We start from the raw sequence: 23,962 nt of genomic DNA, 5'->3' as shown, positions 1-23,962 counted from the left end.
CGCTCTCCCCACATCGAGTCGTACTGGTCAACACGGCCATGCGCCCGGTCAGCCGGCGGCGGGTACGAGCGTTCCGCCGGCGGTCGCGATCGGTACCGTGTCGGAAATTCCCTCGGCGCGGACGATCTTCTCGTCACGGACGATCCAGAAGTGCACGAAGCGCACGTTGAATTCGTTGCCCGACTCCTTGAACCGCCCGCTCCACCAACCGAGTGCGGCGACCCAGTCACCGGACGGAAGGTACTGCTCCACATCGAACTTGGCCTGGTCCAAGTGGCCCAGCGCGCTGGCGAAGTACGCGGCGGCTCCGTCGAGCCCCTTGTATTCGCCGTGCGACCACGGCAGCGACTTCGGGGCGATCATCTCGACCTCGGGATCACAGGTCCCGAGAACCATCTCGATATCGAAAGCGGTCAGGCCCGCGTAAACGCGCTTCACCGTGTCGACAGGCTGCTCCGGCATTTCTTCCTCCATTGTTTCCGGTGATACATGGGTTTCTCTGGTGGCCGGCGGTCCCGGGCTAAGGGCTGTCCCGTAATCCCTGGTGGATCAGCGCGCGGCGTCAGATGCGGTGCATCGCAAGGCGGAGGGGCGCTCGCATACTGGACGTATTCGGGCGTTCCGACAACGCGGCGAGGTGCCGTAGCTGTCGTCGCGCGCCCGCCAGGGATTACGGGACAGCCCTTAGGGCACGGCGCTCCCGACGCGGGAGGCCGCCGCGCCCACGGCAGGCGATCTACGGGCGGCGCGCAGCGAACGGGCGATCACGGTCGGCCGCATGAGTGCGGACGGCGGAGCCAGCATCTGCTGGACCTCCAGCATCACGCGGTGCACATCCACCGACGTGTGACTGGCGCGGGTGACCTGACCCACGTACCAGTTGGCGAGGTCGGTGCCGAACGCCTTCGGTCCCACCGTCTCCGGAAAGATGAAGTCGCCCGCGGTCGCGATCCGCCACGGCATGTCGACCAGTTTGCCCACCGCCCGGAAGTACGTGCGCGTCATCATGGCGGTCGGCCCGCCGACGCGGTCGAGGCACTCCCCGAGTGCGAGCGCCTCCAGGATGGCCACGGTCATCCCCTGGCCGTACAGCGGATTGAAGCTGCACACGGCGTCGCCGATCGCCACGTAGCCCGCCGGCGGCCGGCCCAGCCGCTCGAAGAAGCGCCGCCGGGAATGGGGGTACGTGTAACGCACCGCGTCGCCGTCGTCCACCGGCTTGGACCGGGCCAGCAGATCGGACATGTGGGAGACGGGCAGACCGGCGGCGAACTCCGCGAAGCCCGCGGGGTCGGTGGGCGCGTAGGTGCGGTGCCAGCCCCCCAGCGTGACCAGCCAGCGGTCTCCCTCCACGGCGAAGGCCGCGGCGGCCCGCTTGTCGTTCGGTGAGATCGAGGCCATCAGATAGATCAGCCCGCCCTGCTCGGTCAGTTGGTCACCGGGCAGACGGTGCAGCAGCCGGCTGCTGTAACCGACGTCGATCTTCACGGTGTCGACCTCGGGTGCGGGGCAGCCGACATGTTCGAGCCAGCGGTCCCCGCGGTCGCTCCGCCCGGTGGCGTCGACGACCAGATCGGCCGAGATCACCTCGCCCGTGTCGAGCTCCACGCCGGTGACCTGACCGGTGACGCCGGTGACGCCGGTGACCGACGTACCGCCGCGCAGTTCGGCGTTGGGCAGCGCTGTCACCCGCCGTCGCAGCGAGAACTCCAGAAAGGCACGGGTCAGACTGACACCGAGCATTCCGGTGGGGTACGGGATACGGAAGGCGCCCATCTGATGGAACATGAGGTCGTTGCCGGGGTCCCACGGGAGCGCGCCGCCCGCGGTCAACTCGGCGGTGAGGCCGGGAAACACCTTCTCAAGCGCCAGCCGGCCGCCGATGAGCAGGGCATGGCCATGACGGGCCTGCGGCACGCCCTTCCGGTTCCGCGCGTCGGAGGGCAGCTCGTCCCGGTCGAGGACGGTCACTCTCTCGAACCTGCTGGCCAGCGTGCCAGCGGCGGTGAGGCCGGCTATGGAGCCTCCGATGACGACCGCATGCCTAGCAAGCACACCTACGCACCCACCTTCATGAGAAGTCCGTGATCTCCGGGATCACCGGGTCTCCTGGTGAGTCTGCGTCGAGGCGTCGGGGACTTCGCCTCCGTGATTGCTCAATCCCACCGGCGAACGACCGCTCGCCGACTCAGCCGAGGAAGCTCAGCCGGACCTGACGGTGCGGATTGTCCCTGTTCGTGTCGACCAGACAGACGGACTGCCAGGTGCCCAGCTCCAGTCGGCCGCCGAGCACCGGCAGCGTCGCGTGCGGTGGTACGAGGGCGGGGAGGACATGGTCCCTGCCGTGCCCCGGCGTGCCGTGGCGGTGCTGCCAGCGGTCGTCGGCGGGAAGCAGGGTGTGCAGCGCGGCGAGCAGGTCGTCGTCGCTGCCGGCGCCCGTCTCGATGATCGCCACACCGGCGGTGGCATGCGGTACGAAGATGTTCAGCAGGCCGTCCCGGCCCGCCGCGCTGTCCCGGAGGAATTCCTCGCAGACATGGGTCAGATCGGTCACCGCCTCATGGGTACCGGTCGTGACGTTCAGGGTCCTGGTGGTGAATGCGTCGGGCATGCTCCCCATCTTCCCGCCCGCCCGGCGGGATCGCGCGTCCGCGTGCCGAGACACCATTGACCTGATCCGGAAACGCTCGCTACGTTCTGCGGCATGTTGCGTTCAGCTCTGCTCACCACGCGCGGTCACATCGACCTGCTGCGGGTGGCTTCCGCCGCGTGTCGTCGCGGCTGCTGACCTCTTTCTCCGCCCGGGGCGCCTTCCTTCCGCTTCGCCCCGGTTCTCCCGTCGCCCCGGTCGGCGTGTCCCGCTGACCGTCCGCCGTCGTCGTATCGCCGCGCGCCGACGCTGAGGGCTGTCCTTCACGCACGTGTCCTTCGCGCACGTGCCTTTCCGCACATGTCCTTCCCGCACATGTCCTTCCCCCACATATCCCTCCCGCACATGTCCCTCCCGCACGCTCCTTCCCTCTCCCCTCCCCCGCCCGAGGAGCCGCCATGACCATCGATCACGCACCACCGGACCTATCCGCACCGCCGAAGAATGAGCCCCCCGCGCTGGAGCCTGTGACGCCCGCGGCCGGCTCCCGGCGCCGGGCCGTGCCGCGCTGGCTGCGGCGTACCGTCGGGCCGCTGCTGCTCCTGATCGGCTGGCAGGTGCTCAGCACGACCGGGGTGCTGCACCCTGACATCCTCGCCTCCCCCGGCACCATCGCCCGCGCCGCCGGTGAGCTGATCAGTGACGGCACCCTGCCCGCGGCCATGGGGATCTCGCTCCAGCGGGTCGCCGTGGGACTGCTGCTCGGCGGGGCGATCGGGATCTCCCTCGCGCTGGTCTCCGGACTCTCCCGGCTCGGCGAGGACCTGGTCGACGCGACCGTACAGATGCTGCGGACCGTGCCCTGGGTCGGACTGATCCCGCTCTTCATCATCTGGCTGGGCATCGGTGAGGCCCCGAAGATCGCGCTGATCGCCCTCGGGGTGGCCTTCCATCTCTATCTCAATGTGTACGCGGGCATTCGGGGCGTCGACGAGCAACTGATCGAGGCGGGGCAGTCGTTGGGGCTCGGCCGCTGGGGTCTCGTACGGCATGTCGTCCTGCCGGGCGCGCTGCCCGGTGCGATGACCGGGCTGCGGTACTCACTCGCCACCGCCTGGCTCGCGCTGGTCTTCGGCGAGTCCATCAACGCCGACGCCGGTATCGGCTTTCTGATGAACCAGGCCAGGGAGTTCTTCCGTACGGACGTCATCGTCGTCTGCCTGGTCGTCTACGCCTTTCTGGGCCTGCTCGCCGATGCCGTCGTCCGCACTCTCGAAAGGCTGCTGCTGCAATGGCGACCGACGTTCCAGGGCAAGTGAGCCCGCTGAGCAGGGCCCCGGGGTCCGACGACGGCGCGGTGGCGGTACGGGTCGAGGGGCTGACCCGCGCCTTCGACGGGCGTCCGGTCATCGACCGGCTCGATCTGACGCTGCGCCCCGGGGAGTTCACCGCGCTGCTCGGCCGCAGCGGCTGCGGGAAGTCGACCCTGCTGCGGGTGCTCGCGGGGCTCGACCGCGATATCGAGGGGACCGTACTCGTACCGAAGCGGCGCGCGGTCGCGTTCCAGGCGCCGCGGCTGATGCCCTGGAAGCGGGTCTGGCGCAATGTGCTGCTCGGCCTCGACGGCAAACCCCAACGATCCGTCGCCGAGAGCGCGTTGGCGGAGGTCGGGCTCGGCCACCGGTCCGGGGCCTGGCCCAAGACGCTCTCGGGCGGCGAGGCCCAGCGCGCCTCGCTGGCCAGGGCCCTCGTACGGGAACCGGATCTGCTGCTGCTCGACGAACCGTTCGGCGCGCTCGACGCGCTGACCCGGATCAGGGCACAGCGGCTGGTGGCCGAGTTGTGGCAGCGGCGCGGCTGTGCGGTGCTGCTGGTCACCCATGACGTGGAGGAGGCACTGCTGCTCGCGGACCGGGCGCTGGTGATGCGGGACGGAGTGATCGCCTACGAGACGCCGGTCGCGCTGGACCGGCCGCGCGCCGTCGGCGATCCCGGTTTCACCGCTCTCCGCTCCCGGCTCCTCACCGAGCTGGGCGTCGACGAGCCCGTCGCCGCGAGCACCGCGGCCTAGTGCTGTGACCGGAAACGTTCACCGGCTCGCGACGCCCGGCACGGCACCTCGCCGCGTTGTCGGAGTCGCGCGAGTACGCCCAGTACGAGCGCGATCCTCCGCCTTGCGATGCACCGCACCGGACGCCGCGAGCCCCCGGCAAACCTTTCCGGCCACAGCACTAGGTCCTGTCGCGCCCCCTCCCCGCATCAGAGAACAGAAGGACGAAGCATGAAGCGCCTCCTCCCCGCCGTCCTGCTCCCCCTCGCCCTCCTTCTCACCGCCTGCTCCGGCAGCTCGTCCGCCGACGACTCCGGCGGCGCGGGCCGCGCCGTCGACGGCCAGGGCTCCCTGACCCTCAACATCGGTGACCAGAAGGGCGGTTCGGAAGCGGTTCTGCGCGCCGCCGGTGAACTCGACGATCTCCCCTACCAAGTCAAGTGGTCCACCTTCACCTCGGGACCGCCGCTGCTCGAAGCCGTCAACGCCGGGGCCGTGGACCTCGGTTCCGTCGGCAACACCCCGCCGGTCTTCGCCGCCGGAGCCGGGTCCAAGATCACGGTCGTCGCGGCGACCCACGGCGACTCCCGGGGCGAGGCCGTTCTCGTACCGAAGGACTCGCCGCTGAAGGAGACCGCCGACCTGAAGGGCAGGTCCGTCGCGGTCGCCCAGGGCAGCTCCGCCCACTACCAGTTGATCGCCTCGCTCGGAAAGGCCGGCCTGACCCTCGACGACATCAAGGTCACACTGTTGCAGCCGGCCGACGCGCTGGCCGCGTTCACCACCGGCAAGGTGGACGCCTGGGCCGTCTGGGATCCGTACACCTCTCAGGTACTGCGCGGTGGGCAGGGTCGGGTACTGACCGATGGCCGGGGCGTCGTCAATGGGCTGAACTTCCAGGTCGCCGCGCCCGCCGCGCTCAAGGACAAGGAGAAGGCGGCGGCCATCGGTGACTTCATCGAACGGCTGCGCCGGGCGCAGGACTGGGTCTTCGGCCATCCCGAGCAGTGGGCGGAGGTCTGGGCCAAGGACACCGGGCTGCCGTACGAGGTCGCCCTCGACGCGGTGAGACTGACCCATGGCACGCGCGTACCGGTGGCCCTCGACCAGGCCGCGATCTCCTCGGAGCAGCGGATCGCCGACACCTTCACCGAACTGAAGCTCATCCCGCACGCGTTCGACTTCGCCGACTACGTGGACGACCGATTCAACAAGGACCTCCCGCCGTCGACCTCGCCGGCGCGCAGCTATGGAAAGGCCACTTCCCGATGAGCATTCATCTGCACTGGTTCCTGCCGACCGGGGGCGACGGACGTACGCTCGTGGACCGGCACGCGTACACCGACGGCGGGATCAAGCGCTCCCGGATCACACCGGTGAGCGGCGTCAGGGCCCCGGACATCGAGTATCTGGCGCAGATCGCCAAGGCCGCCGAGCAGTTGGGCTTCGAGGCGGTACTGACGCCGACGGGCACCTGGTGCGAGGACGCCTGGCTGACGACGGTGGCGCTCGCGCAGCAGACCGAGCGGCTGAAGTTCCTGGTGGCCTTCCGCCCCGGGCTGATCTCGCCGGTGCTCGCGGCGCAGATGGCGGCCACGTACCAGCGCGTCACCCGGGGCAGGCTGCTGCTGAATGTGGTGACCGGTGGTGACTCAACCGAGCAGCGCCGCTTCGGCGACCATCTCGACCACGACCGCCGGTACGCCAGGACGGCGGAGTTCCTCTCGGTGATCCGGGGTGTCTGGGGCGGGCGGCCGTACGACTTCGACGGTGAGCACTTCCAGGTGGAGGGCGGGCTGACCGCGCTGCCGCCCGATCCGCTGCCGGAGATCTTCTTCGGTGGTTCGTCCGCGGCGGCGGGGCCGGTCGCGGCCGAGCACACGGATGTCTATCTGACCTGGGGCGAGCCGCCGGCCCAGGTGAAGGAGAAGATCGAGTGGATCCGCGGTCTCGCGGCGGAGCGGGGCCGTACGGTCCGCTTCGGCATCCGGATGCACACCATCTCGCGGGACACCGCCAAGGAAGCCTGGGCCACCGCGAACCGGCTGCTGGACGATCTCGATCCCGAGACGGTCGCGGCGGCCCAGCAGGCGCTGGGCAGGAGCGAGTCGGTGGGCCAGCAGCGGATGATCGCGCTGCACGGCGGGTCGCGCGACCGGCTGGAGATCGCGCCCAATCTGTGGGCGGGGGTGGGGCTGGTACGGGGCGGGGCGGGCACCGCGCTGGTGGGCAGTCACGCGGATGTGGCCGACCGAATCGAGGAGTACCACGACCTGGGGATCGAGCACTTCGTCCTGTCCGGCTATCCGCATCTGGAGGAGGCGTACTGGTTCGGGGAGGGTGTGACGCCGCGACTGGCCGCGCGCGGGCTCCTGGCGCGGGTCCCTGCCTCGCCGCTGGAGGGTGTGCCCGCGGCGAACGGCCGCCCGGCGTCCGCGCCCGGCGGCGCCCCGCTGCTGCTGTCCGGCGGCCGGTGACGGAGCACCCCGGTCCCGACCGGTCCGCCCTGGTCCCGCCCGGTCCGCCCCGGGCCGGACCTGAGTGCTCTCGGGGCTCGGGGGAAGATTCCCGCCCCGGAGGCTGTTGGTAGAAACGTGAACGATTCTGGGGTGCGGGACATCGATGTGGTGGTCGTCGGCGCCGGGCAGGCGGGCCTGTCCGGCGCCTACCATCTGCGGCGGTCGGGGCTGGACCCCGACCGTGACTTCGTCGTACTGGACCATGCCCCGCGCCCCGGTGGCGCCTGGCAGTTCCGCTGGCCGTCACTGACGTACGGCAAGGTGCACGGCATGCACGCGCTCCCCGGCATGGAGCTGATCAGCACGGAGAGCGACAACGCCAGGCCGTCCTCCGAGGTCATCGGGGCGTACTTCACCGCGTACGAGCGGCGCTTCGGCCTCCGGGTCCATCGGCCCGTGGACGTACGGGCGGTACGCGAGGGCGACGGCGGGCGGCTGCTGGTGGAGACGTCGGAGGGGAACTGGTCGGCCCGGGCGCTGATCAGCGCCACGGGGACCTGGGACCGGCCGTTCTGGCCGCGCTACCCCGGCCAGGAGACCTTCCGGGGACGGCAGTTGCACACCGCGGACTATCCGGGGCCCGGCGAGTTCTCCGGGCTGCGGGTGGTCGTGGTGGGCGGCGGGGCCTCCGGCACCCAGCATCTGATGGAGATCGCGGAGGTGGCGGCGGACACCACGTGGGTGACACGACGCCCGCCCGTCTGGCGCGAGGGTCCGTTCGGCGAGGAACAGGGGCGGGCGGCCGTCGCGCTCGTCGACGAGCGGGTCCGGCGGGGCCTGCCGCCGCGCAGTGTGGTGTCGGTGACCGGTCTGCCGGTCACCGAGGCGACCTCACGGGCCCGCGAGGCGGGGGTACTCGACCGACTGCCGATGTTCGACCGGATCATCCCCGACGGCGTGGCCTGGGACGACGGCCGGACGGTGGAGGCCGATGTGATCCTCTGGGCGACCGGGTTCCGGCCGGCGGTCGGCCATCTGGCGCCCCTCGGACTGCGGGAGCCCGGCGGTGGTATCCGGGTCGAAGGGACACGGGCCGTACGGGACGAACGGGTCCATCTCGTGGGGTACGGGCCGTCGGCCTCGACGATCGGCGCGAACCGGGCCGGGCGGGCGGCCGTACGGGAGATCAGAGAGCTGCTGGCGCGCGAGCCGGCCATGGCCTGACCGGCGGGGGCTCCGGGAGCGGGCGGCGACGCGATCAGTTCGAGCCGGTCGCGGCTTTGCGGTTCTGGTTGAACTCCTCGACGTTCTGGCGCTGTTCGGCGTATTTGTTGGTGAAGCGGGTGTCCCCGGGCTTCACCGTGACGAAGTACAGCCAGTCCCCGCTGGCGGGGTTGAGCGCCGCGTTCATCGCCTCCTCCCCCGGGTTGCCGATCGGCGTGGGCGGCAGGCCCTTGCGCTCATAGGTGTTGTACGGACTGTTGATCTTCGTGTCCGAATGACTGGTGTCCAGCGTCGAACGGTTCAGCGCGTAGTTCAGCGTCGAGTCCATCTGGAGCGGCATGCCCAGTGACAGCCGGTTGTGCACGACTCTGGCGACCTTCGCCATGTCGGCCACCGACTCCGCTTCCGCCTGCACGATGCTGGCGATGGTGACGGCCTGATAGGTCGTCATCCCGGCGTTCTGCGCCCCGGCGCTGACCCGGCCCGCCCCGAACCGCTGGTTGGCGGTGTTGACCATATAGCTCAGCAGATTGGCCGGGGTCGTCGCGGAGCCGACCGGATAGGTGGCCGGAAAGAGGAAGCCCTCGGGATTGCCCTTGGCGGGCTCGGGCAGCCGCAGCCGCGCGGTGGACGCCGCCTTGCGGGTGGTGCCCTCGGGCAGCCCCAGTGCCTGATCGACGGAGACATAGACATCGGCGGCGCGCCGGCCCTCCGGGACGACCAGCGTCGTCCGCTTCTTGCCGTCTTCGTCGCCGGTCAGCAGCAGCACGGGAACCAGCACCGCGGCGGCCACGACCAGGACCACGGTCAGCAGCAGGACCAGTCGGCCCCGGCGGGTCAGACGGGGTCTGTGCCCGAAGCTCGCCTCCGGATGCTCGTTCATCATATGGGCACGCTAACCCGGAGTGATCAGCGAACCCGGCACTTCAGGCGCGCCGACACGGGCAACGCGGCAATACCATACGAACGGCATACGAACGGCATGTGAGCCACCTGCCGACGGCGCCCGGACCGGTCACGGGGAGACCGACGCCAGCGCCTCGGTCTGCTGATGCGGCGGCTCCTGCTGGGGCGGCCGGCTGTCCCCGCGCACCAGGGCGGCATAGCGGCCGTCCCGCTCGATCAGCTCGTCGTGCGTGCCCCGCTCCGCGATGGTGCCCGCGTCGAGGACCACGATCTCGTCCGCGTCCCGGACGGTCGAGAGCCGGTGCGCGATGGTGAGGGTGGTGCGGCCCTCGGAGAGCGCGTCGATGGCCTGCTGCACCGCCTGTTCGGTACGGGTGTCCAGCGCGCTGGTGGCCTCGTCGAGGATCAGCACCGGCGGGTCACGCAGGATGGTGCGGGCGATCGCGAGCCGCTGCTTCTCACCGCCGGAGAACCGGTATCCGCGCTCACCGACCAGCGTTCCGTAGCCGTCCGGGAGCGAGGCGATGTGGTCATGGATCTGGGCGGCCCTGGCGGCCGTCTCGATCTCCTCGTCGGTGGCTTCCGGCTTGGCGAAGCGCAGATTCTCCGCCACCGAGGCATGGAACAGATAGGTCTCCTGCGAGACGACGCCGACGGCCCGCGCGAGCGTGTCGAAGTCCAGGTCGCGCACGTCGACGCCGTCGATCAGGACCCGGCCACCCGTCACGTCGTACAGGCGGGGTACGAGATAGCTCAAGGTGGACTTGCCGGAGCCCGTGGGGCCGACGACCGCGAGGCTGCCACCGGACGGAACCGTCAGATCGATCCCCCGCAGCGTCTGGCGCCCCTTGTCGTCATAGCTGAAGTCGACGTCCTCGAACCGCACTTCACCGCGGATCGTGTCGAGCCTGACCGGCCGCTCGGGCTCGGTGATGTCGACGGGCAGATCGAGGTATTCGAAGATGCGCTGGAAGAGGGCGAGCGAGGTCTGCATGTCGACGCCGGTGGAGAGCAGGCTCACGGCGGGCCGGAACAGGCCCTGCTGAAGCGAGACGAAGGCGACGAGCGTACCGATGGAGACGGCCGTACCACCGGCGCCCAGCGCGATCCCGGCGGCCCAGTAGATCAGGGCGGGCATCGCGGCCATGACGATGCCGATGGTCGACATCCGCCACCGGCCTGCCATGTTGGAGCGCACCTCCAGCCCGACCAGCCGTTCGGACTCGTCGGCGAAGGACTTGGTGAGGGAGTCGGCTCGCCCCATCGTGCGGCCGAGGAGGATGCCGCTCACGGAGAGCGATTCGGTGACAGTGGCGGCCATGGTGGCCATCTGGCGCTGACGGTCCGTGGTGATCTTCTTGCGCTCGCGGCCGACACGGCGGCTGATCCAGACGAACACCGGCAGCAGAGTCATCGAGACGGCGGTGAGCCGCCAGTCCAGGGCGAGCATCGCGACGACCGAGGCGACGACGGCCGTGAGATTGGAGACCAGGGAGGTCGCGGTGGAGGTGACGGTCGCCTGCATGCCGCCGATGTCATTGGCGATACGGGACTGGACCTCGCCGGTCCTGGTCCTGGTGAAGAAGGCGAGCGGCATGCGCTGGAGCCGGCTGTAGACGCCGGTGCGCAGATCGTGCATGACCCGCTGGCCGACGGTGGTCGAGATCAGGGTCTGGAGCACGCCGAAGACGCTGTTGACGACGGCCGTGAGGATCATGCCGAGGGCGAGCAGACTGAGCAGTCCGGTACGGCCCTGCGGAATGGCGGTGTCGAGGATCTCGCGCAGCATGAACGGCGAGGCGACCGTGACCAGCGATGACGCGCCGACGAGCAGCCCGACGATCGCGAGCCGGCCGCGGTAGGGACGGAAGAGGCCGAAGATGCGCCGCAGCTGGGCGGGCGGCTCCGGCTGCCCCGGATCACCGGGGCGGGACGACGGGGTCCACGTCGAGTGTTCGGGTTTCATGGGCTCCTTCGATGGCTGAGGCGACGGCCGAGGTCTCGTCGCACAAGGTCTCTTCGGACATACGACGGGCGAGACTCGCCGAGCATAGCTCACTGTTACCTATGTTCACAATGACAATGGTCCTGATATTATTCCGCCATGGACACCCCCGACTCCGACGGCCTGCTGGCGGAGCAGCTGCTGCGGCTGACCCGCAGGCTCCACCGCGTCCAGAAGCGGCAGCTGGAGCCGATCGGTATCACTCCCGCCCAGGCCCGGCTGCTGCGCACCGTCGCGTCCTACGACAAGCCGCCGCGCATGGCCGACCTGGCCCAGCGTCTCGAAGTGGTGCCCCGGGCCGTGACCTCCCTGGTCGACGGGTTGGAGGCGAGCGGCTCGGTGCGCCGCGCCCCCGATCCGACCAACCGGCGCGTGATCCGTATCGAGCTGACCGACACCGGCCGGGCCACGCTGCGGGCCCTGCGTGTCGCCCGTCGGTCGGCCGCCGAGGATGTCCTGGCCCCGCTGACCGCGGAGCAGCGCGAGGTCCTTGGCGGACTGCTGTCGACGCTGGTGGACGGCTGCCCCGAGCGTCACCACTGACCCGGGGGCGCGCGGACTCACGCGCCCCAGGCGCCCGCAGAAGCCTGCGGACTATGTGTCCCAGGCGCCCGGAGGACGCCCGGAGAAGCCCAGAAGAGTCCAACAGCCCGTTCCCAAGAGTCCAATCGGACCCTCGCGCATCACCTTGCGCATCGCCCGCGTCGGCGGCCAGGGTCCTTTCCGAGGTTCACGCACCAGCCGCGCACGTCAACTCCCCCTTGGAGGGTCGATGCACGACGCAGCACCGGAGAACCCCGGTCGGGACGACGCATTCGTCGGTGAGGACAGAGAAGGCGGTGCCCAAGGAGAGATGAGCCGCCGCTCGGTCCTGCGGACCACGGCGGGCGTGGCGGGCGCCGGGCTCGGCCTCTCCGCTCTCGGCGGCGGCACCGCCGCCGCGGCCGGGCCGGCCACGACAGCCGCGGACTCGGCCGCGCTCGCCGACTCCGCCGACTCCGCCGGCTCCTCGGCACCCCCGCGCAAGGGCCGCACCATGGCCGGGGTCCCGTTCGAACGCCGTACGACGGTACGGGTCGGCATCATCGGCCTCGGCAACCGCGGCGGCAGCATGATCGATCTCTTCCTCGCCGTCCCGGGCGTCCGGGTCGTCGCGCTCTGCGACCCGGTGAAGGCGAAGACGGAGAGCGCCGCCGCGAAGGTGGTACGGGCCGGTCAGCCCGCGCCCGCCGTCTACACCAACGGCGAGGACGACTACGAGAATCTCTGCGCCCGCGGTGATCTCGACTTCGTCTATGTGGCCACGCCCTGGGACTTCCACTTCGAGATGGCCAAGTCGGCGATGCTGAACGGCAAGCACGTCGGGGTGGAGTGTCCGGTCGCCATGCGCCTCGACGAGCTGTGGCAACTCGTCGATCTCTCCGAACGCACCCGGCGGCACTGCATGCAGCTGGAGAACTGCTGCTACGGGAAGAACGAGATGCGGGTCCTCCGGATGGCCCACGCGGGCAAGTTCGGGGAGCTCCTGCACGGCGCGGGCGCCTACAACCACGACCTGCGCGGTCTGATGTTCGACCCCGACTACTACGAGGGACCCTGGCGCCGGCTCTGGCACACACGGCTGCGCGGCGATCTCTACCCCAACCACGGCTTCGGCCCGGTCGCCAACTACATGGACGTCAACCGTGGCGACCGCGCGGTCTCCATCACCAGCGTCGGCACGCCCGCGCTCGGGCTCGCCGAGTACCGCGCCGCCCATATGCCGCCCGGCGACCCGAGCTGGAAGGAGACCTACATCGAGAGCGACCGGACGATCAGTCTGGTCAGGACGGCGAAGGGCCGGGTCATCCGGCTGGAGCACGATGTGTCGACGCCACACCCGTACAGCAGGATCAACAGTCTCGGCGGTACCAAAGGCGTGTTCGAGGACTATCCCGAGCGCATCTATATCGAACCGGACCACACCGATGACTCCTGGGGTGACTTCGGACAGTACGCGGACTGGGACCACTGGCTCTGGAAGGAGCACGCCAACCCGCCCGGTGGCCATGGCGGGATGGACTACATCATGGTCTTCCGGCTGATGCAGTGCGTCCGGCTGGGCCTCGTGCCAGACTTCGACGTGTACGACGCGGCGACCTGGACCGCGCCAGTGCCACTCAGTCACGCGTCGCTCAAGGCGAACGGATCCCCGCAGCAGATCCCCGACTTCACGCGCGGTGAATGGCGCAAGGCCCGTGCGGGGGTGGACTCCGACAGACCGGAGGAGTGACCGCGGTGCGGGGGGCCGTACGGCGCGCACCGTACAGCCCCCGCACCGGCCGGCCCACCCGGCTCCCGGCGTCCCTCCTCGTACCCCGCCCCCTGGCTCGTTCTGGCTCTTTCCGTGGAAAACCCATTGCCCGGGCACTTCAAAAAGGCGAACCTTGCACGGTTTGGGCCACTCCACGAGTCATGGGACATCATGCAGATTCGCGACCTTCCGTATCCCGATCCAGGGGTTCCCGACGCCAGGTCGGGCCCTCGGTTCCTGCTGTGGCTCGGGCGTAACCAGCTGGGCGGACAGATCAAGGCCGTGTGCTGGGGCCTGCTGCACTTCGCGGGCATCGGCGGGCTCTCGGTGGGCGCCGGGCTCGCCGTCCAGGCGGTGATCGACCGCTCCGGCGGCCGGCTCGCCCTCGCCGGCGGCTTCATCGCGCTGTGCGGCGCCGCCATCTCGGTCGGCGACACCATGCTGCACCGCACCGCCGTCACCAACTGGATCGCCGTCGCCGCGCGAGTGCAGCAGTTGCTGGCGCGCAAGACCGCCCATCTCGGCTCGGCGCTGACCCGCCGGGTCGCCGCAGGAGAAGTGGTCGCCGTTTCGACCGGCGACGTCGAGAAAATCGGCTGGTTCGTGGAGGCACTTTCGCGCTTCCTGTCCGCTTTCATCGCGATCATCCTGATCTGTCTCGGACTGGTGCTGTATCTGCCGGAGCTGGGAACGCTGGTCGCGGTCGGCGTGCCGGTGCTCGCCGTCGCCGTACTGCCGCTGCTGCCCCGCGCCGCCCAACGCGCCGACATCCAGCGCGAGAAGGCCGGCAGGGCCACCGAGCTGGCCTCGGACACCGTCGCCGGACTGCGGGTGCTGCGCGGCATCGGCGGCGAGGAGCTGTTCCTGGGCCGCTATCGCGCCGCCTCGCAGGAGGTGCGCGAGGCCGCCGTGCGCAGCGCCCGCATGTGGTCACTGATCTCGGCGATCCAGGTGCTGCTGCCGGGCATCATGCTGATCTCGGTCATCTGGTACGGAGCCCAGCTCGTCCTGGACGGCAGGATCGAGGTCGGCGGTCTGGTGACCGTCTACAGCGCGGTGACGCTGCTGCTCTTCCCGCTGCGGCACTTCGAGGAGATCGCGATGGCGTACTCCTTCTCCCGGCCCTCCGCCAAGCGCGCGGCCCGGGTGCTCTCGCTGGAGCGGACCGCGTTCGAGGACGAGCGCGGCCATCTGGACGACGCCCGGCCGTCAGGGGACCTGTACGACCCCGCCACCGGTCTTCGCGCCCCGTCCGGGCTGCTGACCGCCGTGGTGTGCGGGGACCCGGACGTCGCGGGGCGGCTCGCCGAGCGCCTCGGGGGCCATGCCGCCGGCGAGGAGAAGGGCGCGTCCGTGCTGCTCGGCGGGGTGGCGCTGGACGATCTCCCGCTGGACGCGGCGCGCGCCTGCGTTCTCGTACAGGACAAGGACCCGGTCCTGCTGTCCGGGACGCTCGCCGAGCTGCTGGACATCCCGGCCTCCGGCGCGGTCGATCCGGAGAAGGCCCTGGCCGCGGCCCAGTGCGGCGACGTACTCGACGCGCTGATCCAGGCGTCCGTGGACGGCAGCGGCGACCCGATGCGATCCAGGATCACCGAGCGCGGCCGGTCGCTCTCCGGCGGCCAGCGCCAACGGCTCGCGCTGGCCCGTTCGCTGGTGACCGACCCGGAGGTGCTGGTGCTCGACGAGCCGACCTCCGCCGTGGACTCGCATACGGAGGCCCGGATCGCGCAGAGCGTGAAGGAGCTGCGGGCCGGCCGTACGACAGTGGTGTTCGCGTCCTCACCGCTGCTGCTCGACCACGCGGACCGCGTGGTGTTCGTCCATGAGGGCCAGGTAGGCGCGGTCGGTCTGCACCGCGAGCTGCTGCGGAGCGACCCCGGCTACCGCGAGGTCGTCACCCGCGAAACCGAGGACGAGCGCGGCGAACAGAAACAGATCATGACGCCGGCGTCAGCGCGGGCACGGGAAGAGATCGAGGAATCAGCATGATCGGCGTGGCCCCACCGGCGTACGACCCGGCGGCGCCGGAGTCGGCGACGACCCTGCCCGTCGGGACGCCCGCGACCGTACGCGCCTATGTGGGCGAGTTGCTGCGTCGGCACCGCACCCCGTTCATCCTGCTGATCTCGGTCAACACGGTCTCCGTGATCGCCTCGATGGTCGGCCCCTATCTGCTCGGCGACATCGTCGAGAAGCTCTCCGACGGCGCGCGCGAGCTGCATCTTGAGCGCACCGCAGCGCTGTTCGCGATCGCGTTGATCGTCCAGACCGTCTTCGTACGGATGATGCGGCTGCGCGCGGCGATGCTCGGTGAGGAGATGCTCGCGGATCTGCGGGAGGACTTCCTCGTCAGATCGGTCGGGCTGCCGCCCGGTGTGCTGGAACGGGCGGGGACCGGGGATCTGCTGTCCCGGATCACCACCGACATCGACCGGCTGGCGAACGCGATGCGCGAGGCCGTGCCCCAGCTCGCGATCGGCCTCGTCTGGGTGGCGCTGCTGCTCGGCGCGCTGACCGTGACCGCGCCGCCGCTGGCGCTCGCGGTGCTGCTCGCGGTGCCGCTGCTGGTCGTCGGCTGCCGCTGGTACTTCAAGCGCGCGCCGTCCGCGTACCGCTCGGAGGCCGCCGGCTACGCGGCCGTCGCGGCCGTGCTCGCCGAGACGGTGGACGCGGGCCGGACCGTGGAGGCGCATCGCCTCGGCAGGCGCCGGGTGGAGCTGTCGGAACGGCGGATCAAGGAGTGGACGGCCTGGGAGAGGTACACGCTCTGGCTGCGGTCGATACTGTTCCCCGTCATCAATGTCACCCACACGACGATCTTCCTGGCCGTGCTGGTGATCGGCGGGTCCTTCGCCCTCCAGGGCTGGATCACCGTCGGGCAGCTGACCACGGGCGCGCTGCTCGCCCAGATGCTGGTGGAGCCGGTCGGCATCATCCTGCGCTGGTACGACGAGCTCCAGGTCGCCCAGGTCTCCATCGCCCGGCTGGTGGGGGTACGGGACATGGAGCCGGACGCGGGCGACGCGTCGGTCGTCCCCGACGGGCGCGCCGTCAACGCCGACAAGGTGCACTTCGGCTACCGCGAGGGCGTCGACGTGCTGCACCGGGTGACGCTGGACATCAGTCCGGGCACGCGGCTCGCACTGGTCGGTCCGTCCGGCGCCGGCAAGTCGACACTGGGCCGGCTGCTCGCGGGCATCTACGGTCCGCGTACGGGCCGGATCACGCTGGGCAGCGCGGAGCTGTCCAAGATGCCCGCCGAGCGGGTACGGGAGCATGTCGCCCTGGTCAACCAGGAGCACCATGTATTCGTGGGCGCGCTGCGCGACAATCTGCTGCTGGCGCGCACGGGCGCGGGGGACGCCGAGCTGTGGGCGGCGCTGGCGGCGGTCGACGCGGAGGGCTGGGCGCGGGCGCTGGACAAGGGCCTGGACACCGAGGTCGGTTCCGGCGGCACGGCGCTGACACCGGCCCAGGCACAGCAGATCGCGCTGGCCCGGCTGGTGCTCGCGGACCCGCACACGCTGGTGCTCGACGAGGCGACCTCGCTGCTCGACCCGCGCGCCGCCCGGCATCTGGAACGTTCACTGGCCCGCGTTCTGGACGGCCGTACGGTCGTGGCGATCGCCCACCGGCTGCACACCGCGCATGACGCGGATGTGATCGCGGTGGTCGAGGACGGCCGGATCAGCGAACTGGGCAGCCATGACGAGCTGGTGGCCGTGAACGGCGCGTACGCCGCGCTGTGGCGTTCCTGGCACGGCTGACAGAGCGCGGGGGCGCTCCCGTACAGGCCCGTACGTGCCTGTACGGGAGCGCCCCCGCCGAGGGAATCGCCCCGTCAGATCAGATTGAGGGCGGACGCGCCGCCGACCCCGCCCAGCACCATGAACGCCGGCATCAGCACCTTCAGCTCCACCCAGCTGCCGGCCCGGAACCGCATCCCCTTCGGCGGGCCTATCGGGTACCAGCGCTTGCGGCCCAGCGGGATGGGCCAGAGGATCGGGCAGCCCGAGACCGTCAGCGCGTCCCCGATGTCGTGCACCAGCGCGCCGAGGACGATCGGCAGACCGAGCCAGAGGTATTCCTGTCCCGGCGCGCTGAAGAGCCAGTCCGCGCCGTTGCCCGGCTTGTCCAGGACGCCCGCCAGGAGCCAGGCGCTGGTCGCGCCGAGCAGCCAGACCAGGACATCGCTGGAGACCCGGGCGGCCCGCCACAGCAGGCCCTCCACCGCGAGCACGAGATGGACGAAGAGGATCGCCAGCACACCCCAGCGCCCGGCGGTGATCGCCAGCAGCGAGGCACCGCCGCCGATCAGGACCGCCCACAGCCAGGTGTGGGTCAGGGTGCGGTGGCCGCCGGTCCTGCGGGGATCGCCGGGCTTCCTGGTCGCCTTGTAGACGGCGAACGACAGCTTGTCGACGATCTCGCAGAGCGCCTTGGACACCGGTCCGAACGCGCGGGAGATCGTCGCGGCCTTGTGGTCGAGGTCGGGGGCGAGCGCGGCGCCCGCGGTGATCAGCGCGCCGACCACCAGGACGGGCCATGGCATGGTGTGGCCGGCGGCGGCCGCGGCGGCGCCCACCCCCAGCCAGGCCGCTGCCCCTGACAGAGAGTGTGCCGGTCCCATCATGGTCGTACCCGCCCCGTGCGATTGTGGTGAAGGCCATTGTGGCCAAGCCCAGTTGACGGGCCAGCGTATCGTCCGTGATCTTCGACCCGACGTCCGGTTCCCTGATCGGGACGGAAGGCAGGCAAGATGGGGGTGTGACCCTTATCGATCAGCTGCCGCCGGACGCCGACCCCGATGCCCTCTTCGAGGCTTTCTCCTCCTGGGCCGAGGGCCAGGGCATCACGCTCTATCCGGCTCAGGAAGAGGCGCTGATCGAGGTGGTCTCCGGGGCCAACGTGATTCTGTCCACCCCCACCGGCTCGGGAAAGAGCCTGGTCGCGGCGGGTGCGCACTTCACGGCGCTGGCCCAGGACAAGGTCACCTTCTACACCGCGCCGATCAAGGCGCTGGTCTCGGAGAAGTTCTTCGACCTGTGCAAGCTCTTCGGCACGGAGAACGTCGGCATGCTGACCGGCGACGCCTCCGTCAACGCCGACGCCCCGGTGATCTGCTGTACGGCCGAGGTGCTGGCCTCCATCGCGCTGCGCGACGGGGAGCACGCCGATATCGGCCAGGTGGTGATGGACGAGTTCCACTTCTACGCCGAGGCGGACCGCGGCTGGGCCTGGCAGATCCCGATCCTGGAGCTGCCGCAGGCGCAGTTCATCCTGATGTCGGCGACGCTCGGTGATGTCTCCCGTTTCGAGGAGGACCTGACCCGTCGCACGGGCCGGCCGACCTCCGTCGTACGGTCCGCGACCCGGCCGGTCCCGCTGTCGTACGAGTACCGCCGCACCCCGATCACCGAGACGCTGACCGAGCTGCTGGAGACCAGGCAGGCACCGGTCTATATCGTGCACTTCACGCAGGCCGCCGCCGTCGAGCGGGCGCAGTCGCTGATGAGCATCAATATGTGCACGCGTGAGGAGAAGGACCGGATCGCCGATCTGATCGGCGACTTCCGTTTCACCACCAAGTTCGGCCGCAATCTCTCCCGCTATGTGCGCCATGGCATCGGGGTGCACCACGCGGGCATGCTGCCCAAGTACCGGCGGCTGGTGGAGAAGCTGGCCCAGGCCGGTCTGCTGAAGGTCATCTGCGGTACGGACACGCTCGGGGTCGGCGTCAACGTCCCCATCCGTACGGTGCTGTTCACCGCGCTCACCAAGTACGACGGCAATCGCGTCCGTACCCTGCGCGCCCGGGAGTTCCACCAGATCGCGGGCCGGGCGGGCCGGGCCGGTTTCGATACGGCGGGCTTCGTCGTCGCGCAGGCGCCGGAGCATGTCGTGGAGAACGAGAAGGCGCTCGCGAAGGCCGGCGACGATCCGAAGAAGCGCCGCAAGGTGGTGCGGAAGAAGGCCCCCGAGGGCTTCGTGGCCTGGTCGGACACCACGTTCGAGAAGCTCATCGGCTCCGATCCCGAGCCGCTGACCTCGCGCTTCCGGGTCACCCACACCATGCTGCTGTCGGTCATCGCGCGGCCGGGCAACGCCTTCGAGGCGATGCGCCGTCTGCTGGAGGACAATCACGAGCCGCGCAAGCAGCAGCTGCGGCACATCCGGCGGGCCATCGCCATCTACCGCTCGCTGCTGGACGGCGGGGTGGTGGAGCGGCTGGCGACCCCCGACTCCGAGGGCCGTATCGTCCGGCTCACCGTCGATCTCCAGCAGGACTTCGCGCTCAACCAGCCGCTGTCCACCTTCGCGCTGGCCTCGTTCGAGCTGCTGGACCCCGAATCGCCCTCGTACGCCCTGGACATGGTCTCCGTCGTCGAGTCCACGCTCGACGATCCGCGGCAGATCCTGGCCGCTCAGCAGAACAAGGCGCGCGGCGAGGCGGTCGGCGCGATGAAGGCGGACGGGATCGAGTACGAGGAGCGGATGGAGCGGCTTCAGGAGGTCACCTACCCCAAGCCGCTCGAAGAGCTGCTCGTGCACGCGTACAACACGTACCGCACGAGCCATCCGTGGGTCGGTGACCACCCGGTCTCGCCGAAGTCCGTGATCCGTGACATGTACGAACGAGCGCTGTCCTTCACCGAGTTCACCTCCCACTACGAGCTGGCCCGTACCGAGGGCATTGTGCTGCGCTATCTCGCGGGCGCGTACAAGGCTCTGGAACACACCATTCCGGACGATCTCAAGTCGGAGGATCTGGAGGATCTCACGGCCTGGCTGGGCGAGATGGTCCGACAGGTCGACTCCAGTCTGCTCGACGAGTGGGAGCAGCTGGCCAACCCCGAGGTGGAGACCGCCGAGCAGGCACAGGAGAAGGCCGACCAGGTCAAGCCGGTCACGGCCAATGCCCGCGCCTTCCGCGTCCTCGTACGCAACGCGATGTTCCGCCGGGTCGAGCTGGCCGCGCTGGACCAGGTCCGCGAACTGGGCGAGCTGGACGCCGAGTCGGGCTGGGACGAGGACGCGTGGGGCGAGGCGATGGACGCGTACTGGGACGAGTACGAGGACCTGGGCACCGGTCCCGACGCCCGCGGGCCGAAGCTGCTCTCCATCGAGGAGGACCCGGGGCACGGCCTGTGGCGGGTCCGGCAGACCTTCGCCGACCCGAACGGCGACCACGACTGGGGCATCAGCGCGGAAGTCGACCTCGCGGCCTCCGACGAGGAAGGGCTCGCGGTGGTGCGTGTCACGTCCGTGGGCCAGCTCTGAGACGCATTCCGCAGGCACAGCACCGAGAACGGGAGTACACAGCGCCATGACGAACCCCGCCGAGAGACTGGTCGATCTGCTCGACCTGGAGCGGATCGAGGTCGACATCTTCCGCGGGCGCAGCCCCCAGGAGTCCCTGCAACGGGTCTTCGGCGGGCAGGTGGCGGGCCAGGCGCTGGTCGCGGCCGGCCGCACCACGGACGGCGACCGCCCGGTCAACTCGCTGCACGCGTACTTCCTGCGGCCGGGCCGCCCGGGTGTCCCGATCGTCTATCAGGTCGAACGGGTCAGGGACGGCCGGTCGTTCACCACGCGCCGGGTCACGGCCGTCCAGCAGGGCCGCACGATCTTCAATCTGACGGCCTCCTTCCACCACCCCGAGGAAGGCGGCTTCGAGCACCAGCTGCCACCCCGGCTGGACTTCCCGGACCCCGAGTCGCTGCCCACGGTCTCGGAGGAGGTACGCGCGCATCTGGGCCAACTGCCGGACCAACTCGAACGGATGGCCCGGCGCACCCCCTTCGACATCCGATACGTGGAGCGGCTGCGCTGGACGCGCGAGGAGATCAAGGACGCGGACGCGCGCAGCGCGGTCTGGATGCGCGCGGTGGGCCCGCTGGGCGACGATCCGCTGGTGCACACCTGCGCACTGACGTACGCGAGCGACATGACACTGCTGGACGCGGTGCGCATCCCGGTGGAACCGCTGTGGGGCCCGCGGGGCTTCGACATGGCGTCGCTGGACCACGCGATGTGGTTCCACCGTCCGTTCCGGGCGGACGAGTGGTTCCTGTACGACCAGGAGTCGCCGATCGCGACGGGCGGCCGGGGGCTGGCCCGGGGCCGTATCTACGACCGTGAGGGGCACCTGCTGGTGTCGGTGGTGCAGGAGGGGCTGTTCCGCCGCCACGACGCGCGGTGATAGAGCCCGGGACGGAGAGCCTGGGCAGAGAACTCGGGCAGAGACCTTGGGCAGCGCCGCCCGTCCCAGATCCCCTCAGATCCCTTCAGATCCGCTCAGATCCCCGGGAGCGGGTCCTGGTCGGCCTCGCGCCGACGGGTCCTGATGTCCGGCGCGGGCGGATGGAGTTTGGCGTCACAGGCGGGGCCGAGGCCGGTACGGCGCGAGGCCGTGCCGGTGAGCGGCCTGCCGCACATCCCGCACCGGACCAGCCGGTGCGTGGGGCCGTCCGGTTCCGTGCCGGGCAGCCGGTCGTCGTGGAGCTCTGAGGGTCGTGGTGATTCCCGCATGGTCCCAGCTGTATCAGCCCTGCCCGCCGGGGTGGTCGTCCACGGGTCCACAATGAGCGGAGAACACCGGATACCGAGGAGATCTTGATGACTCTGTACGACATCCCGCTGAACACTCTGGCCGGTGAGCCCACCTCCCTGGCCGCGTACGAGGGCAGGGCCGTGCTGGTGGTGAACGTCGCCTCCCAGTGCGGTCTCACCCCGCAGTACGCGGGTCTGGAGCGGCTTCAGCAGCAGTACGGGGACCGGGGCTTCACGGTCCTCGGCGTCCCCTGCAACCAGTTCGCGGGCCAGGAGCCCGGCACCGCCGAGGAGATCGGGACGTTCTGTTCGGCGACGTACGGGGTCACGTTCCCGCTGCTGGAGAAGACGGATGTGAACGGGGAGACCCGGCACGCGCTGTACACGGAGCTGACGAAGACGGCCGACTCCGAGGGCGAGGCCGGCGATGTGCAGTGGAACTTCGAGAAGTTCCTGATCTCTCCCAAGGGCGAGGTCGTCGGCCGTATCCGGCCGCGTACGGAGCCGGAGGCGCCGGAGGTCGTCGCGGCGATCGAGGCCCAACTGCCCGCCTGAGCCGTCGTCGCCGGGCGGGCCCGCTTCGTCACGCGGGCCCGCCCGGCCGTACTCGCGCCTCAGCGGATCGGCATCCCCGACAGCGCCCGGGCGATCACCAGGCGCTGGATCTCGCTCGTTCCTTCGAAGATCGTGTAGATCGCGGCGTCCCGGTGCATCCGCTCCACCGGGTACTCGCGGGTGAAGCCGTTGCCACCGAGTATCTGTACGGCCTGCGCGGTGACCTTCTTCGCCGTCTCGCTCGCGTACAGCTTGGACATGGACCCCTCGGCCGAGGTGAACGGCTTGTCCGTGGCCGCCATCCAGGAGGCCCGCCACACCAGCAGCCGGGCGGCGTCGATCCGGGTGCGCATATCGGCCAACTGGAAGGCTATGCCCTGGTTGTCGATGATCGGGCGGCCGAACTGGCTACGGGTGCTCGCGTAGTCGAGGGCGACCTCGTACGCGGCGCGCGCGGTGCCCACCGCCATCGCGCCGACCGCCGGGCGGGATGCCTCGAAGGTGGCCATCGCCGCGTTCTTCACCCGGTCGCCGCCGGACGCGGCCCGCTCCCGGGCCCGCGCGAGCCGCTCGTCGAGCTTCTCCTTGCCGCCGAGCAGACAGCGGCCCGGGATTCTGACGTCCTCCAGGACCACCTCGGCGGTGTGGGAGGCGCGGATGCCGTGCTTCTTGAACTTCTGGCCCTGGGAGAGGCCGGGGGTGCCCGGCGGGACGATGAAGGAGGCGTGGCCCTTGGAGCCCAGGTCGCCGTCGACGACGGCGACCACCACATGGACATGGGCGATCCCGCCGTTGGTCGCCCAGGTCTTGGTGCCGTTGAGCACCCACTCGTCCTTCGCCCCGTCGTACACGGCGCGGGTGCGCATCGCGGCCACGTCGGAGCCCGCGTCGGGTTCCGAGGAGCAGAAGGCGGCGACCTTCACATCGTCCGCGTCGCCGTACATCTGCGGAATCCAGGTGCCGATCTGCTCGTCGGTGCCGTTGGCGAGGACGCCGACGGCCGCCAGGCCCGTCCCGACGATCGACAGGGCGATACCCGCGTCACCCCAGAACAGTTCCTCCATCGCCATCGGGATACCGAGGCCCGTGGGGTCGAAGAACTGCTGGGCGTAGAAGTCCAGGGAGTAGATGCCGACCTTGGCGGCCTCCTGGATGACCGGCCACGGCGTCTCCTCGCGCTCGTCCCACTCCGCGGCGGCCGGGCGGATGACATCCGCGGCGAAGCGGTGGAGCCAGTCGCGCACCTGCTTCTGGTCGTCGTCGAGATCGAGCGTGAACTCGGCCATGTTCCCCTCCAGCACTGCGCGACCGCTGAGCCGTCACC

General features: G+C 70.2%; 21 protein-coding genes. 13 read left to right on the top strand and 8 right to left on the bottom strand.

The genetic code is table 11. The features are described 5' to 3' along the window. Positions 1-48: 48 nt before the first annotated feature. From ABTZ59_RS19150 to ABTZ59_RS19140, 3 genes are all read right to left on the bottom strand, one after another. On the bottom strand, positions 49-462 hold the full coding sequence (locus ABTZ59_RS19150; RefSeq protein ID WP_351402350.1) for a nuclear transport factor 2 family protein: 414 nt from the start codon (positions 460-462) through the stop codon (positions 49-51). 222 nt (positions 463-684) lie between these two features. Next, positions 685-2,055 carry an FAD-dependent oxidoreductase gene (locus ABTZ59_RS19145; protein WP_351402338.1) on the bottom strand — a complete coding sequence of 457 codons (1,371 nt, stop codon included), beginning with the start codon at positions 2,053-2,055 and terminating at the stop codon, positions 685-687. A 133-nt stretch (positions 2,056-2,188) separates the two neighbouring features. Then, on the bottom strand, positions 2,189-2,611 hold the full coding sequence (locus ABTZ59_RS19140; protein ID WP_351402325.1) for a secondary thiamine-phosphate synthase enzyme YjbQ: 423 nt from the start codon (positions 2,609-2,611) through the stop codon (positions 2,189-2,191). A gap of 93 nt (positions 2,612-2,704) precedes the next feature. Between ABTZ59_RS19140 and ABTZ59_RS19135 the strand changes: the two genes are divergently transcribed. The 6 genes from ABTZ59_RS19135 to ABTZ59_RS19110 all read left to right on the top strand — a co-directional run bounded on the left by ABTZ59_RS19135 (position 2,705) and on the right by ABTZ59_RS19110 (position 8,323). After that, positions 2,705-2,788 carry a putative leader peptide gene (locus ABTZ59_RS19135; RefSeq protein WP_349817350.1) on the top strand — a complete coding sequence of 28 codons (84 nt, stop codon included), beginning with the start codon at positions 2,705-2,707 and terminating at the stop codon, positions 2,786-2,788. A gap of 260 nt (positions 2,789-3,048) precedes the next feature. Next, positions 3,049-3,909, top strand: a complete 861-nt coding sequence (locus tag ABTZ59_RS19130) for an ABC transporter permease (RefSeq protein ID WP_351402309.1) — start codon at positions 3,049-3,051, stop codon at positions 3,907-3,909. Continuing rightward, positions 3,882-4,661 carry an ABC transporter ATP-binding protein gene (locus ABTZ59_RS19125; protein ID WP_351402296.1) on the top strand — a complete coding sequence of 260 codons (780 nt, stop codon included), beginning with the start codon at positions 3,882-3,884 and terminating at the stop codon, positions 4,659-4,661. The genes ABTZ59_RS19130 and ABTZ59_RS19125 overlap by 28 nt, the downstream gene beginning before the upstream one ends. Before the next feature lie 210 nt (positions 4,662-4,871). Continuing rightward, on the top strand, positions 4,872-5,912 hold the full coding sequence (locus ABTZ59_RS19120) for an ABC transporter substrate-binding protein (RefSeq protein ID WP_351402289.1): 1,041 nt from the start codon (positions 4,872-4,874) through the stop codon (positions 5,910-5,912). Further along, complete coding sequence (locus ABTZ59_RS19115; RefSeq protein ID WP_351402281.1) at positions 5,909-7,117, top strand: LLM class flavin-dependent oxidoreductase; 1,209 nt, start codon at positions 5,909-5,911, stop codon at positions 7,115-7,117. Before ABTZ59_RS19120 ends, ABTZ59_RS19115 begins: the two co-directional genes overlap by 4 nt. 132 nt (positions 7,118-7,249) lie before the next feature. Further along, positions 7,250-8,323 (top strand): NAD(P)-binding domain-containing protein, encoded by a 1,074-nt coding sequence (locus ABTZ59_RS19110; protein ID WP_503003128.1) that lies wholly within the window; start codon positions 7,250-7,252, stop codon positions 8,321-8,323. Positions 8,324-8,357: 34 nt separating this feature from the next. Here ABTZ59_RS19110 and mltG read toward each other — a convergent pair whose 3' ends face one another. Both mltG and ABTZ59_RS19100 read right to left on the bottom strand, forming a co-directional pair. Beyond that, a complete protein-coding gene (gene mltG, locus ABTZ59_RS19105; protein WP_351402261.1) occupies positions 8,358-9,209 on the bottom strand; it encodes an endolytic transglycosylase MltG in 852 nt (283 codons plus the stop codon). A gap of 129 nt (positions 9,210-9,338) precedes the next feature. Continuing rightward, positions 9,339-11,195, bottom strand: coding sequence for an ABC transporter ATP-binding protein (locus tag ABTZ59_RS19100; RefSeq protein ID WP_351402244.1), 1,857 nt, complete (start codon positions 11,193-11,195; stop codon positions 9,339-9,341). Positions 11,196-11,333: 138 nt separating this feature from the next. Between ABTZ59_RS19100 and ABTZ59_RS19095 the strand changes: the two genes are divergently transcribed. The 4 genes from ABTZ59_RS19095 (at position 11,334) to ABTZ59_RS19080 (ending at position 17,297) form a co-directional block, all read left to right on the top strand. Further along, the gene (locus ABTZ59_RS19095) at positions 11,334-11,777 is read left to right on the top strand and encodes a MarR family winged helix-turn-helix transcriptional regulator (protein ID WP_351402236.1); all 444 of its coding nucleotides are present in this window, start codon (positions 11,334-11,336) and stop codon (positions 11,775-11,777) included. A gap of 229 nt (positions 11,778-12,006) precedes the next feature. Further along, the gene (locus ABTZ59_RS19090; protein ID WP_503003118.1) at positions 12,007-13,506 is read left to right on the top strand and encodes a Gfo/Idh/MocA family protein; all 1,500 of its coding nucleotides are present in this window, start codon (positions 12,007-12,009) and stop codon (positions 13,504-13,506) included. Positions 13,507-13,698: 192 nt separating this feature from the next. Then, positions 13,699-15,519 (top strand): ABC transporter transmembrane domain-containing protein, encoded by a 1,821-nt coding sequence (locus ABTZ59_RS19085; protein WP_351402211.1) that lies wholly within the window; start codon positions 13,699-13,701, stop codon positions 15,517-15,519. Next, positions 15,516-17,297 carry an ABC transporter ATP-binding protein gene (locus ABTZ59_RS19080; protein WP_351402202.1) on the top strand — a complete coding sequence of 594 codons (1,782 nt, stop codon included), beginning with the start codon at positions 15,516-15,518 and terminating at the stop codon, positions 17,295-17,297. Before ABTZ59_RS19085 ends, ABTZ59_RS19080 begins: the two co-directional genes overlap by 4 nt. Positions 17,298-17,371: 74 nt before the next feature. On the opposite strand, the gene ABTZ59_RS19075 is transcribed toward ABTZ59_RS19080, so the two are convergent. Beyond that, positions 17,372-18,163, bottom strand: a complete 792-nt coding sequence (locus ABTZ59_RS19075) for a metal-dependent hydrolase (protein ID WP_351402191.1) — start codon at positions 18,161-18,163, stop codon at positions 17,372-17,374. Positions 18,164-18,237: 74 nt separating this feature from the next. On the opposite strand from ABTZ59_RS19075, the gene ABTZ59_RS19070 reads away from it, so the two are divergent. Together ABTZ59_RS19070 and ABTZ59_RS19065 are read left to right on the top strand one after the other, a co-directional pair. Then, entirely contained in the window at positions 18,238-20,811 is a 2,574-nt protein-coding gene (locus ABTZ59_RS19070; RefSeq protein WP_351402177.1) for a DEAD/DEAH box helicase, read from the top strand. 46 nt (positions 20,812-20,857) lie between these two features. Continuing rightward, positions 20,858-21,733, top strand: coding sequence for an acyl-CoA thioesterase (locus tag ABTZ59_RS19065; RefSeq protein WP_351402170.1), 876 nt, complete (start codon positions 20,858-20,860; stop codon positions 21,731-21,733). 95 nt (positions 21,734-21,828) lie between these two features. Here ABTZ59_RS19065 and ABTZ59_RS19060 read toward each other — a convergent pair whose 3' ends face one another. Continuing rightward, positions 21,829-22,062 carry a DUF6011 domain-containing protein gene (locus tag ABTZ59_RS19060; protein WP_351402160.1) on the bottom strand — a complete coding sequence of 78 codons (234 nt, stop codon included), beginning with the start codon at positions 22,060-22,062 and terminating at the stop codon, positions 21,829-21,831. Between the two features lie 87 nt (positions 22,063-22,149). Between ABTZ59_RS19060 and ABTZ59_RS19055 the strand changes: the two genes are divergently transcribed. Further along, positions 22,150-22,638: a glutathione peroxidase gene (locus ABTZ59_RS19055; protein ID WP_351402139.1), complete on the top strand. Its 489-nt coding sequence runs from the start codon at positions 22,150-22,152 to the stop codon at positions 22,636-22,638. A gap of 59 nt (positions 22,639-22,697) precedes the next feature. Here ABTZ59_RS19055 and ABTZ59_RS19050 read toward each other — a convergent pair whose 3' ends face one another. Then, entirely contained in the window at positions 22,698-23,924 is a 1,227-nt protein-coding gene (locus ABTZ59_RS19050; protein ID WP_351402128.1) for an acyl-CoA dehydrogenase family protein, read from the bottom strand. Positions 23,925-23,962: the final 38 nt, after the last annotated feature.

It is taken from the genome of Streptomyces sp. NPDC094034 (assembly GCF_040303865.1).
Classification (GTDB): Bacteria; Actinomycetota; Actinomycetes; order Streptomycetales; family Streptomycetaceae; genus Streptomyces.
The sequence above is the reverse complement of the archived record's forward strand: the minus strand, read 5'-3'. Positions and strand labels throughout refer to the sequence as shown.